At 61.1% G+C, this 13320-nt stretch carries 7 protein-coding genes; 4 read left to right on the forward strand and 3 right to left on the reverse strand.

Annotated features, from left to right (window positions below; genetic code table 11):
• Positions 1–9: 9 nt before the first annotated feature.
• From xdhC to xdhA, 3 genes are all read right to left on the reverse strand, one after another.
• Entirely contained in the window at positions 10–855 is an 846-nt protein-coding gene (xdhC, locus tag AC07V9_RS08365) for a xanthine dehydrogenase accessory protein XdhC (protein ID WP_495015258.1), read from the reverse strand.
• Positions 856–1143: 288 nt separating this feature from the next.
• Positions 1144–3552, reverse strand: a complete 2409-nt coding sequence (gene xdhB / locus AC07V9_RS08370) for a xanthine dehydrogenase molybdopterin binding subunit (protein WP_495015259.1) — start codon at positions 3550–3552, stop codon at positions 1144–1146.
• Complete coding sequence (gene xdhA / locus AC07V9_RS08375) at positions 3545–5002, reverse strand: xanthine dehydrogenase small subunit (protein ID WP_495015260.1); 1458 nt, start codon at positions 5000–5002, stop codon at positions 3545–3547. The genes xdhB and xdhA overlap by 8 nt, the downstream gene beginning before the upstream one ends.
• A gap of 307 nt (positions 5003–5309) precedes the next feature.
• Here xdhA and AC07V9_RS08380 point away from each other — a divergent pair, with 307 nt between their 5' ends.
• From AC07V9_RS08380 to ligA, 4 genes are all read left to right on the forward strand, one after another.
• Positions 5310–5969 (forward strand): GntR family transcriptional regulator, encoded by a 660-nt coding sequence (locus tag AC07V9_RS08380; protein ID WP_495015261.1) that lies wholly within the window; start codon positions 5310–5312, stop codon positions 5967–5969.
• Between the two features lie 3 nt (positions 5970–5972).
• Entirely contained in the window at positions 5973–9461 is a 3489-nt protein-coding gene (gene smc / locus AC07V9_RS08385; protein WP_495015262.1) for a chromosome segregation protein SMC, read from the forward strand.
• A gap of 266 nt (positions 9462–9727) precedes the next feature.
• Positions 9728–10588 (forward strand): cell division protein ZipA, encoded by an 861-nt coding sequence (gene zipA / locus AC07V9_RS08390; RefSeq protein ID WP_495015263.1) that lies wholly within the window; start codon positions 9728–9730, stop codon positions 10586–10588.
• Between the two features lie 172 nt (positions 10589–10760).
• Positions 10761–13124 (forward strand): NAD-dependent DNA ligase LigA, encoded by a 2364-nt coding sequence (gene ligA, locus AC07V9_RS08395; RefSeq protein ID WP_495015264.1) that lies wholly within the window; start codon positions 10761–10763, stop codon positions 13122–13124.
• Positions 13125–13320: the final 196 nt, after the last annotated feature.

Raw genomic sequence — 13320 nt, forward strand, 5'->3', positions numbered from 1 at the left:
TTCAAATGTTCATTGAGCCTGGCTGCGACGGGAGACCGGCATCAGCTTGGCAATGGGTTCGGAGCTGGCGGATGCGCCTTGCTCACCAAAGCTCGCGTTGTAAGTGGCGATGACTTCAGCGGCGACCGAGACGGCAATTTCCATCGGCAACTTGCCCTTCACTTCGGCCAGCCCCATCGGGCAGCGCATGCGTTGCACCAATGCCGGGTCGAAGCCGCGATCGCGCAGGCGGTGCTCGAACTTGGCGCGTTTGGTCTTCGAGCCAATCAGCCCGAACCAGGTGAAGTCGCCGCGCTTGAGGATCGCGGCGGTCAGTTCCAGATCGAGCGGGTGATTATGGGTCATGACGATGCAATAACTGCCAGCGGGCAGGTTATCTACCTCGTCGACCACTTCTTCGTTGACGATTTTGCTCACACCTTCAGGCAGGTGTGTCGGGAATTCCGCTTCCCGCGAATCGATCCAGCGCACGCGGCAGGGCAGGCTGGCCAAAAGCGGCACCAAGGCGCGTCCGACATGACCTGCGCCAAATACGGCAATCTGCGCCTGAGGCTGGCCCATGGGTTCGAACAGCAGCACGTTCACGCCGCCGCAGCATTGACCCAGGCTCGCGCCGAGGCTGAAGCGTTCGAGGCGCGTCTGCTGGCTGCCGCTGGCGAGCATCTCACGGGCGATTTCCATGGCCTTGTATTCAAGATGGCCGCCGCCCACGGTGTCGTAGATCCGCTCGGCGCTGACCACCATCTTCGAACCCGCATTGCGTGGCGTCGAGCCACGCTCCTCGATGATGGTCACCAGCACGCAAGCTTCACCCTGGTTTTGCAACTCGGCGAGGGCGCTGATCCAGTTGTTCATGTGTTTCTCCTGATCGAGTCAGACGATCAAAATCCATGTTGTCTGTGGCATCGTCTCGCGAATCAACTCGCTCCCACAGGTTGGTCACGCACCCCTGTGAGAGCGAATTCATTCTGGGCGGCAATCCGACGATGACGTCGGTTCAAACGCCGCAATTCTCTCGGCCGGTCCCTATCCTGTGAGAGCGAATTCATTCGCGAGAGGCCCGTTCATCCGACGCCTTTGTGTCGTCTGATCCATTGCATCGCGAATCAATTCGCTCCCACAGGTTTCGACCGCCTATGGCCTCTAAACCGGTGAAACCGTCAACTCATGGGCCACACCGACGGCCTCGGACCTGGCCACCTTCAACTTGCGCATCTGCTCGCACCCCCACAACACCCGCTCCGGGGTCGCAGGCGCGTCGATCTTCGGCTGATGCCTGTAATCGCCCAGACTCGCCACGGCATCCTTGATCGCGCACCAAGCCGCAATCCCCAGCATGAACGGCGGCTCACCCACGGCCTTGGAATGGAACACCGTGTCTTCCGGGTTCTTGCGGTTTTCCACCAGCTTGACCCGCAAATCGGCCGGCATGTCTGCGACCGCCGGGATCTTGTAGCCGGCCGGGCCGTTGGTCATCAGCTTTCCCTTGGCGTTCCACACCAGCTCTTCGGTGGTCAGCCAGCCCATGCCCTGAATGTAGCCGCCCTCGACCTGGCCGATGTCGATGGCCGGGTTCAGCGAGGCGCCGACGTCGTGGAGGATGTCGGTACGCAACATTTTGTATTCGCCGGTCAGGGTGTCGACGATCACTTCAGTACACGCCGCGCCAAAGGCGAAGTAGTAGAACGGCCGTCCCCGCGCCTGGCTGCGGTCGTAGTAGATCTTCGGCGTCTTGTAATAGCCGGTGCTCGACAGCGACACCTGACCCATCCACGCCTGCTGCGCCAAGGTGTCGAAGCTGATCACCTGCTCACCGACGCGCACGTGGCCGTTGCGGAATTCGACCTGAGCCTCTTCGCACTTGTAATGCTTCGCAGCGAATTCGATCAGCCGTTGCTTGATGGTTTCTGCCGCGTTCTGCGCCGCCTTGCCGTTCAGGTCCGCGCCGCTGGAGGCTGCGGTCGGCGAGGTGTTCGGCACTTTGTCGGTGTTGGTCGCGGTGATCTGCACGCGGTCGATGCTGACCTGGAACACCTCGGCCACCACCTGCGCGACCTTGGTGTTCAGGCCCTGGCCCATCTCGGTGCCGCCATGGTTAAGATGGATGCTGCCGTCGGTGTAGATGTGGATCAGCGCGCCGGCCTGATTGAGGAAGCTGGCCGTGAAAGAAATGCCGAATTTTACTGGAGTCAGCGCCAGGCCTTTTTTCAGGATCGGGCTGTTGGCGTTATAGGCCATGATCGCCTTGCGCCGCTCGGCGTACTGGCAGCTTTGCTCAAGTTCAGCGGTCATTTCTTCGAGCATGTTGTGCTCGACTTCCTGGTAATAGTGCGTGACGTTGCGCTCGGTCTTGCCGTAGTAGTTGGCCTTGCGCACGGCCAGTGGGTCCTTGCCCAGATGACGGGCGATGGCGTCCATCACTTCCTCGATGGCGACCATGCCTTGCGGGCCACCGAAACCACGATAAGCCGTGTTCGACGCGGTATTGGTCTTGCAGCGATGGCCGTTGATGGTCGCGTCGCCCAGGTAGTACGAGTTGTCGGCGTGGAACATCGCGCGGTCGACGATGGAGGCCGAGAGGTCCGGCGAGCAGCCGCAGTTACCCGCCAGCTCCAGCTGAATGCCGTGCAGGCGGCCGTCGTTGTCGAAGCCCACGTCGTACTCGACGTAGAAGGGGTGACGCTTGCCGGTCATGATCATGTCTTCCATGCGCGGCAAGCGCATCTTGGTCGGCTGACCGGTCAGGCGCGCGATCACCGCGCACAGGCACGCGGGGCTCGCGGCTTGCGTTTCCTTGCCACCAAATCCACCGCCCATGCGGCGCATGTCCACCACCACCTTGTTCATCGACACGTCGAGCACTTCGCTGACCAGCTTCTGCACTTCGGTGGGATTTTGCGTGGAGCAGTAGACGATCATGCCGCCATCTTCGGTGGGCATCACCGAAGAGATCTGCGTCTCCAGATAAAAGTGCTCCTGCCCGCCAATGTGCAGCGTGCCCTGAATCCGGTTGGGTGCCGACTCCAGCGCGGTGACCGAATCCCCGCGCTTGTGGGTGTGGCTGTCGAGCACGAAGTGTTTCTTGCGATAGGCGTCGACTACATCGAGTACCGGTTCCAGGTCCTCGTATTCGATGATCGCGGCCATGGCCGCCTTGCGCGCGGTTTCCAGATCGCGCGCGGCCACAGCGATCACCGGCTGGCCGACGAACTCGACCTTGTCGATGGCCAGCAACGGGTCGCCGGGCAGCAGCGGGCCGATGTCCTTGAGGCCGGGAATGTCTTCGTGGGTGATGGCGATGCGCACGCCTTCGAAGTCGTAGCACGGCGACACATCAACGCTGACGATCCGCGCGTGGGCCCTGTCCGACATGCGCGCATACACGTGCAGCTGATTGGGGAATTCGAGCCGGTCATCGATGTAGATTGCCTCGCCGGATACATGCTTGTCGGCGCTGTCGTGCTTGACGCTGCGGCCGACGCCCGAGGTGAGGTCTTGCTGAAACAGGGCGACCAGTTCTTCTTGAGTCTTTTGCGGGGCGTGATTAGACATAAGCGGTCACCCGAGTCTCGATGTGTGGCGTTTGCAGCTCGATGAAGTATTTACGCAGCAGGTTCTGCGCGCTCAGCAAGCGGTATTCCTTGCTGGCGCGAAAATCCGACAGCGGGGTGAAGTCTTGCTCCAGTGCTGCGCAGGCGCGCTCCACTGTGGCCGAGGTCCAGGGCTGGCCGATCAGGACTTTCTCGCAGTGGGCCGCGCGTTTCGGGATCGCCGCCATGCCGCCAAACGCTGCACGGGCGTCGACGATGGCGCCGTTTTCCACCTGCACGCGGAAGGCTGCGCAGACCGCCGAAATGTCGTCGTCCAGACGTTTGGACACTTTGTAGGCGCGGAAGGCCTGTCTGGCATTGGCCTTGGGCACGATGATCTTTTCGATGAACTCGCTTTCCTGACGTGCGGTGACGCGGTAGTCGATGAAGTAATCTTCCAGCGCCAACGTGCGCGTTGTCTCGCCTTTGCGCAGGACGATCTTCGCGCCCAGGGCGATCAACAGGGGAGGCGAGTCGCCAATGGGTGAGGCGTTGCCGATGTTGCCCCCCAGCGTGCCCTGATTGCGGATCTGCAACGACGCAAAACGGTGCAACAGTTCGCCGAAGTCCGGGTACTCGCTGCTCAAGGCTTCGTAGCAGTCGGTCAGCGCAGTGGCGGCGCCGATCTCGATGCGGTCGTCGAAGTGCTCGATTTTCTTCATGTCGGCGACGTTGCCGACGTAGATCATCACCGGCAGGGCGCGGTGAAACTGCGTGACTTCCAGCGCGAGGTCAGTGCCGCCGGCCAGCAGGCGCGCCTGAGGGTAGGAGTCATAGAGGTCGGCCAGATCGGCCACGGTCAGCGGCACCAGGCAGCGCTTGTCGCCGCTGTTCAGCTCGGCGGTCTCGGAAGGCTTGATGGCTTTGAGGCGAGCGATGGTGCGCGCTTTTTGCGCATCGAACTGATCGGGCTGGCGTTGCGCACCACAAGCCTGTTCGGCGGCGGCGAGAATCGGGCGATACCCCGTGCAGCGGCACAGGTTGCCGGCCAGGGCTTCGTGGGCCTGAGCGGTGTCTGGCCCTGTGCTGTTTTTTTGCAGCGCGAACAGCGACATCACGAAGCCCGGCGTGCAGAAGCCGCATTGCGAACCGTGACACTCGACCATGGCCTTTTGCACGCCGTGCAGCTGGCCCTGATGCTTGAGGTCTTCGACGCTGATCAACTGTTTGCCGTGCAGCGAGGCCACGAAGGTCAGGCAGGAGTTGAGGCTGCGATAGCTCAGATGATCCTGGCCATCGTCGTCGGTGCTCAATTCACCCACCACCACGGTGCAGGCGCCACAGTCGCCGCTGGCGCAGCCTTCCTTGGTGCCGGATTTGTGCAAATGCTCACGCAGATAGTTGAGCACCGTCATGTTGGGGTCCAGAGCATGCTCGGTTTTCAGCTCTTGGTTCAGCAAAAACTGGATCACGGGTCGCGCCTCGTCTTCTTGTAATAGAAAGCTGTCGTAAAAGGTGTAGCGGAATTCGTCATCGAACCTGTCGATGAATCTATCAGTTCTGACTATCGGGTCAATTAAAATCTGACCTTTAAGTCAAGAAAATCAAATTTCTCTGCTCCACCCGATTAACGGCGGCATGCCCTTGCAATGAATCGCTGTGGCGACGCTCAAAGTTTTGCTTATTTCGTGCCAGTTTCCGTGACATGGCCCTGCGCCACAGGTATCCAGTGCGATACACTGCGCCGCTTGTGTGCAGCTAATGGTTGAAAGGAAAGAAATGACGTTCAAGGCACCGGACAGCCTCGCTGAGCAGATCGCTCATCACCTCGCCGAGCGGATCATTCGCGGCGAGCTAAAGCCAGGGGAGCGGATTCAGGAGCAGAAGGTCACGCAGGCGCTTAACGTCAGCCGCGGCTCGGTGCGTGAAGCGCTGTTGATCCTCGAACGCCGTCATCTGATCGTGATCCTGCCGCGCCGTGGCGCTCAGGTGTCGATCCTCACCCCGCACAATATCCAGAGCCTGTGCGCCCTGATGAGCGAGCTGTACATTCTGCTGGGCCTTGCGGTGGCCAAAAGTTGGGAGCAAGAGCTTGATCTGGCGCCGTTCCTGCAAATTCAGCAACGTCTGATCGCCAGCTGTGAGCGGGGCGATGTGAAGAGCTTCGTCGAAGACAGCTTCAACGTGATGCGCGCGGCGTATTCCTTCGCCAACAACCCGTACCTGGAAGAGACCGTCGAGAACCTGCAACCGTCCATGAGCCGCTTCTACTATCTGGCGCTGGATCAGCGTCAGGCCGAGATGAGCGAATACCTGACCCTGTTCGGCCAGTTGCTGGAAGCTGTGGTCGCCCGTGACCTAACGCGCATTCGCGACGTACTCACCGCGTACGCCGAGCGCAGTTGTCAGTCCATTTTGTCTGCCCTGGCGGCCAGCTGATCCATGCGTCTGAAGTGCATCAGGCTGGCCGGGTTCAAGTCGTTCGTCGATCCGACGACGGTGAACTTCCCCAGCAACATGGCGGCCGTGGTTGGCCCCAATGGATGCGGCAAATCCAACATCATCGACGCGGTGCGCTGGGTCATGGGCGAAAGCTCGGCCAAGAACCTGCGCGGCGAGTCGATGACCGACGTCATCTTCAACGGCTCCACCAGCCGTAAACCGGTGAGCCAGGCCAGCATCGAGCTGGTGTTCGACAACTCGGACAGCACCCTGGTCGGCGAATACGCCGCCTACGCGGAAATCTCCATTCGCCGCAAAGTCACCCGCGACAGCCAGAACACCTACTATCTGAACGGCACCAAATGCCGGCGTCGCGACATCACCGATATCTTCCTCGGCACTGGCTTGGGTCCGCGCAGCTACTCGATCATCGAGCAGGGCATGATTTCCAAGCTGATCGAGGCCAAGCCTGAGGACCTGCGCAATTTCATCGAAGAAGCGGCGGGCATCTCCAAGTACAAGGAGCGCCGTCGTGAGACCGAGAGCCGAATTCGCCGCACCCATGAAAACCTCGCGCGCCTGACTGACCTGCGCGAAGAACTCGAACGCCAGCTGGAGCGTCTGCATCGCCAGGCCCAGGCCGCCGAGAAGTATCAGGAATATAAAGGTGAGGAGCGCCAGCTCAAGGCGCAGCTGTCGGCCTTGCGCTGGCAGGCCCTGAATGATCAGGTGGCCCAGCGCGAGTCGATCATCGGCACCCAGGAAGTGAGTTTCGAAGCGCTGGTGGCTGATCAGCGCAGCGCCGATGCTTCTATTGAACGGCTGCGTGACGGTCATCACGACCTGTCCGAGCGATTCAATCTGGTGCAGGGCCGCTTCTATTCGGTCGGCGGCGACATCGCCCGTAACGAACAAAGCATCCAGCATGGCCAGCAGCGCCTGCGTCAATTGCAGGACGACCTGCGTGAAGCCGAGCGCGCGCGGCAGGAAACCGAGTCCCATCTGGGCCACGACCGCACCTTGCTGGCGACCCTTGGCGAAGAACTGGAAATGCTCGAGCCCGAGCAGGAGATGACCCTCGCAGCCGCTGAGGAATCAGCCGCAGCGCTGGAAGAAGCCGAATCGTCGATGCACGGCTGGCAGGAAAAGTGGGACGCCTTCAACCTGTCCTCCGCCGAGCCAAGGCGTCAGGCCGAAGTGCAGCAGGCGCGCATCCAGCAGCTGGAAACCAGCATGGAGCGCCTGGCCGAGCGCCAACGTCGCCTTGGCGAAGAACTTCAATTGCTGGCCGCCGATCCGGAAGACGCTGCGATTCTGGACCTCAGCGAAGACCTCGCTGCCCGCGAGATGGCCTTTGAAGAACTGACCGCCGAAGAAGAACAGCTCATCGAGCGCCTTGAGCAATTGCGCCTCGAACTGCAGCAGGCCACTCAGGCCCAGCAGCAGGCTCAGGGCGATCTGCAACGCCTCAACGGCCGTATCGCCTCGCTCGAAGCCCTGCAACAGGCCGCTCTCGATCCGGGCACCGGCACCGCCGAGTGGCTGCGCAATCATCAATTGAGCGAGCGCCCGCGTCTGGCCGAAGGCTTGCGCGTGGAAGCGGGTTGGGAGCTGGCGGTGGAAACCGTGCTTGGCGCCGACCTGCAGGCGGTGCTGGTCGATGACTTCGCAGGACTCGATCTGGCCGGTTTCAGCCAGGGTGATCTGCGTCTGGTGAGCCCTGCGACGGACGTCACGCGCGTCCCCGGCAGCCTGCTGGACAAGGTCGAAACCCGCGTCGATCTGAGCAGTTGGCTGGGGCAGGTCAAACCGGTGGAAACCCTCGACGATGCCTTGTCGATGCGCGGGCAACTCAGCACAGGTCAGAGCCTGATCAGTCGCGATGGGTATTGGGTCGGGCGCGACTTCCTGCGGGTGCGTCGTGCCAGCGAAGCCGAGAGCGGCGTGCTGGCCCGGGGGCAGGAATTGCAGCGTCTGGAAGCCGAGCGCGAAGAACGTGAAGCCACCCTGGCCGCGCTGGATGATCAACTGCTGACCCAGCGCGAGCAGCAGCGCCTGCAGGAAGACAGCCGCGAGCAATTGCGCCGTCGCTTGCAGGACGAAGCCCGTCAGCAAAGCGAACTCAAGGCACAGCTGTCCGCCGCCAAGGCCAAGGTCGAGCAGTTGACCCTGCGCCGCACGCGCCTCGATGAAGAGCTGACCGAACTGGGCGAACAGCGCGCCATCGAGCAGGAAAGCCTCGGCGAATCGCGCCTGCAATTGCAGGATGCCCTCGACAGCATGGCGCTGGACACCGAACAACGCGAACTGCTGCTGGCCCAGCGCGACAGTCTGCGCGAGCGGTTGGACCGGGTGCGTCAAGAGGCCCGACAGCATAAGGACCACGGCAACCAGTTGGCCGTGCGCCTGAGTTCGCTGCGTGCCCAGCACGACTCGACCCGTCAGGCGCTGGAACGGCTGGAGATGCAGTCCGAGCGTTTGACCGAAAGGCGCGAGCAGCTGAATCTGGGCCTGGAGGAGGGCGCAGCGCCGCTGGAAGAGCTGCGCCTGAAGCTCGAAGAATTGCTGGAAAAACGCATGGTCGTCGACGACGAAATGCGCACGGCAAAAAACGCCCTGGAAGACGCCGACCGTGAATTGCGTGAGGCGGAGAAACGTCGTACCCAGGCCGAGCAGCAAGCGCAACTGCTGCGCGGACAACTGGAACAACAACGCCTGGAATGGCAATCGCTGACTGTCAGACGCAAAACCTTGCAGGAGCAATTGCACGAAGACGGCTACGATTTGAATGGCGTGCTGGCGACGCTGACGCCCGAGGCCAGCGAAAAAGACGCCGAGGAAGAACTGGAGCGCATCGCCGCGCGCATTCAGCGTCTGGGCGCGATCAACCTTGCGGCCATCGACGAGTATCAGCAGCAGTCCGAGCGCAAGCGGTACCTGGATGCGCAGAACGAAGACCTCGTCGAGGCGCTGGATACCCTGGAAAATGTCATCCGCAAAATCGACAAAGAGACGCGTAATCGCTTCAAAGAGACCTTTGATCAGATAAACAGCGGAATTCAGGCACTTTTTCCAAAAGTTTTTGGTGGTGGCAGCGCTTATTTGGAACTGACGGGCGAAGATTTACTCGATACAGGGGTGACGATCATGGCGCGTCCTCCCGGCAAGAAAAACAGCACGATCCATTTGCTGTCCGGCGGCGAAAAAGCCCTGACCGCACTGGCGCTGGTTTTTGCCATTTTCAAACTCAACCCGGCGCCGTTCTGCATGCTCGACGAAGTCGACGCACCACTGGACGACGCCAACGTGGGCCGCTATGCCCGACTGGTCAAGGAGATGTCGCAAACCGTGCAGTTCATCTACATCACCCACAACAAGATCGCCATGGAAATGGCCGATCAGTTGATGGGTGTCACCATGCATGAGCCAGGGTGCTCGCGCCTCGTGGCGGTGGACGTAGAGGAGGCGATGGCGCTGGTGGATGCATAGCGGACTGCCATGCGGTCGAATGGATGGGTCAGGGGGAAAGTGGCGTTGTGATAGCTCAGTACAGAAAGTTCTCGAGGGACCTGACGGAAGGTCGCGACATGCCAGATGTAACAGACGGTGTAAAGTTACCTTTGGTCGTGCTAGCTTAATGTCCACTTTTTCATTTTGCGTGGGTAAAAGGCCATTCAGAACATAGAGTTGGCTCCACGTTTTAAAGGGGTTTACGCCCTTAATTTTCAGAATTTTCATTAGAGGCACGGGATTACATGGAAATCGGTCTGCGAGAGTGGCTGATCGTCATCGGCATTATTGTCATTGCCGGTATTCTTTTTGATGGCTGGCGCCGGATGCGCGGTGGCAAGGGCAAATTGAAATTCAGGCTGGATCGCAGCTTCTCCAACCTGCCGGACGACGAAGAAGGCTCGTCCGCCGAGGTACTGGGGCCTGCGCGTGTACTGGAAACCCAGAAAGAACCGCAGCTCGACGAGCACGACCTGCCGACCATGAGCGCGGCGCGCGAGCGGCCTGAGCGCCCCGACCGTGGAGAAAGCAAGCGCAACAAGCGCAAGGACGAGCCCCAGCAGGGCGACCTGAACCTGGACGCCGATGGCCCGAGCCTATTTGGCGCCCGCGACGAAGACTTCCCGGACGACAAGCCGGCTCAGCGCATCACTGAAGACAAGGATCAGGCGCCGGTTGAAGAAGTGCTGGTGATCAGCGTGATTTCCCGCGATGAGAGCGGCTTCAAAGGCCCGGCTTTGTTACAGAATATTCTGGAGAGTGGCCTGCGTTTCGGCGAAATGGACATCTTCCATCGCCACGAAAGCATGGCCGGCAACGGCGAGGTGCTGTTCTCCATGGCCAACGCGGTCAAGCCGGGCGTGTTCGATCTGGACGACATCGACCATTTCAGCACCCGCGCGGTGAGCTTCTTCCTTGGCTTGCCAGGCCCGCGTCACCCGAAACAGGCTTTCGACGTGATGGTCGCTGCGGCCCGCAAACTGGCCCACGAGCTGAACGGTGAGTTGAAAGACGATCAGCGCAGCGTCATGACTGCGCAGACCATCGAACACTACCGCCAGCGCATCGTCGAATTCGAACGCCGCGCGCTGACTCAGCGTCGTTGATTGCGAACGACGCAGCTTCTAATTGTAGGAGCGCGCTTGCCCACGATGACTTTCTGTCAGTTGGCCTTTAGGGTGCTGACACCTCTGATCGCGGGCAAGCGCGCTCCTACAGGTTAATGCAACATCAGATGAGCAGCTCCGGCTGCTCTTTTGCATTCTGAGAGAACACCGTATGAACGCCGCCGAAACCCGAATCCTGGAACTGCGCTCAGAGCTGGATCAACACAACTACCGCTACCACGTACTGGACGAGCCGAGCATTCCGGACGTTGAATACGATCGCCTGTTCCATGAGCTCAAGGCCCTGGAAGCGAAAAACCCGCATCTGGTGACCCCGGATTCGCCGACCCAGCGCGTCGGCAGCGCGGCGTTGTCGGCGTTCACTCAGGTACGCCATGAAATCCCGATGCTCAGCCTGGGCAACGCCTTCGAAGAAACCGACCTGCTGGAGTTCGATCGTCGTGTCACCGAAGGCCTGGACCTGCCGGTGGGCGATCTGTTCGGCGCGGGCGCGAAGGTCGAGTACAGCTGCGAACCCAAACTCGATGGCCTGGCCGTGAGCCTGCTGTACCAGAACGGCGCATTGGTCCGGGGTGCCACGCGCGGCGATGGCACCACCGGCGAAGACATCAGCGTCAACGTGCGCACGGTGCGCAACATCCCCCTCAAGCTGCACGGCAAAGGCTGGCCCGAAACGCTGGAAGTGCGCGGCGAGGTGTTCATGTCCAAGGCCGGTTTCGAGCGCCTCAATGCCAGCCAGCTGGAAGTTGGCGGCAAGACGTTCGCCAACCCGCGTAACGCCGCCGCCGGCAGCCTGCGTCAACTGGACTCGAAGATCACCGCTAACCGCCCGCTGGAATTCTGCTGCTACGGCATCGGCCAGGTGTCCCACGACATTTCCGATACCCACATCGGCAACCTCAAGCAACTCAAGGAATGGGGCATGCCCATCAGCCGCGAGCTGAAAGTGGCCCAAGGGATCGAGGACTGCCTCAAGTACTACCACGACATCGGCGAACGTCGCCTGTCGCTGCCGTATGAAATCGACGGCGTGGTGTTCAAGGTCAACAGCATTGCTTCCCAGCGCGAACTGGGCTTCCGCGCCCGCGAACCCCGCTGGGCCATCGCCCATAAATTCCCGGCCATGGAAGAGCTGACCGAACTGCTCGACGTGGAGTTTCAGGTGGGGCGGACCGGCGCGGTGACGCCGGTTGCGCGCTTGAAGCCGGTCAAGGTCGCGGGCGTGACCGTGGCCAATGCGACCCTGCACAACATGGACGAAGTCGCGCGTCTGGGCCTGATGATCGGCGACACCGTGATCATCCGCCGCGCCGGTGACGTGATTCCGCAAGTGGTGCAAGTGGTGGTGGAGCGCCGCCCCGAAGACGCGCGCAAGGTCGAGATTCCGCAGACCTGCCCGGTGTGTGGCTCGCAGGTCGAGCGCACGCAGCTGATCAAGCGCAGCAAGGGCAAGGAAACCGTCAGCGAGGGCGCGGTGTATCGCTGCGTCGGCCGTCTGGCCTGTGGCGCGCAGCTCAAGCAAGCGATCATCCACTACGTGTCCCGTCGCGCGATGGACATCGAAGGCCTGGGCGACAAGACCATCGAGCAACTGGTGGACGAAAAGCTCATCGGCTCGCCTGCCGACCTTTACAAGCTCGAATACGAACAAATCATCGACCTGGAAGGCTTTGCCGAGATTTCCAGCAAGAAACTGCTCAAGGCCATCGACGACAGCAAACAGCCGACCCTGGCGCGCTTCATTTATGCGCTGGGCATTCCCGATGTCGGCGAGGAGACGGCCAAGGTGCTGGCCCGTTCGTTGGGTTCGTTGGAGAAAGTCAAAGTCGCACTGCCGGAAGTGCTGACCTACCTGCCGGACATCGGCCTGGAAGTGGCCCATGAAATCCACAGCTTCTTCGAAGACGATCACAACCAGAACGTCATCGGCGCGCTGCTGGGCGAATGCCAGATGCAGTTGCAGGACGTGGGCGAGCTGGGCGCCGAATTCGCTGCCAGCGCGACGTTGGGCGGCATGCTCGACAAGCTGAACATTCCGTCGATCGGGCCGGGCGGCGCACAGAAGCTCGCCGACAAGTTCGGCACGCTGGAAGGGGTGATCAAGGCCGACTGGTTGGACATGCGCCAGACGTTGCCGGAAAAGCAGGCGCAGTCTGTCAGAGCGTTCTTCGATATCGAGGAAAACGCCGACCGCGCCCTCATGATCGAGCAGCAGCTCAAAGATTTCGGCATGCACTGGCAGAGCGAGAAGAAGGTCGTCGAAGGCCTGCCTTTAGCGGGCCAGACCTGGGTGCTCACTGGTTCGCTGGAACTGATGAGCCGCGATGTGGCCAAGGACAAGCTCGAAAGCCTGGGCGCCAAGGTGTCAGGCTCGGTGTCGGCCAAGACCCACACCGTGGTCGCAGGGCCGGGGGCGGGGTCCAAGCTCACCAAGGCCAGCGAGCTGGGGTTGAAGGTGCTGGATGAAGAGGCGTTTGTGGCGTTCCTTAAAAAGCACAACGTTGCTGTCGAGTAGTTGCTGTTGCTGCGTGCGCGGCATTGAAACGGGCGCTGACCTGTAGGAGCGCAGGAGCCGTGCGAGGTCGCGATCTGGCGCGCAGCGGCAGCAGATCCTGAACATGCGGTCTGTCAGGTTTCCTGTTCGCCATTCTGCGACTGCTGCGCAGCCGATCGCGGCCTCGCGCGGCTCGTGCGCTGCTACAGGAGGATGT

The sequence above is a fragment of the Pseudomonas sp. GW821-FHT02A11 genome (genome assembly GCF_059421985.1).

Excerpts from the sequence above, each read along its gene's own strand:
- xdhC (WP_495015258.1), bottom strand. The coding sequence starts at position 855 with ATGAACAACTGGATCAGCGCCCTCGCCGAGTTGCAAAACCAGGGTGAA.
- AC07V9_RS08380 (WP_495015261.1), top strand. The coding sequence starts at position 5,310 with ATGACGTTCAAGGCACCGGACAGCCTCGCTGAGCAGATCGCTCATCAC.
- zipA (WP_495015263.1), top strand. The coding sequence starts at position 9,728 with ATGGAAATCGGTCTGCGAGAGTGGCTGATCGTCATCGGCATTATTGTC.
- ligA (WP_495015264.1), top strand. The coding sequence starts at position 10,761 with ATGAACGCCGCCGAAACCCGAATCCTGGAACTGCGCTCAGAGCTGGAT.
- xdhB (WP_495015259.1), bottom strand. The coding sequence starts at position 3,552 with ATGTCTAATCACGCCCCGCAAAAGACTCAAGAAGAACTGGTCGCCCTG.
- smc (WP_495015262.1), top strand. The coding sequence starts at position 5,973 with ATGCGTCTGAAGTGCATCAGGCTGGCCGGGTTCAAGTCGTTCGTCGAT.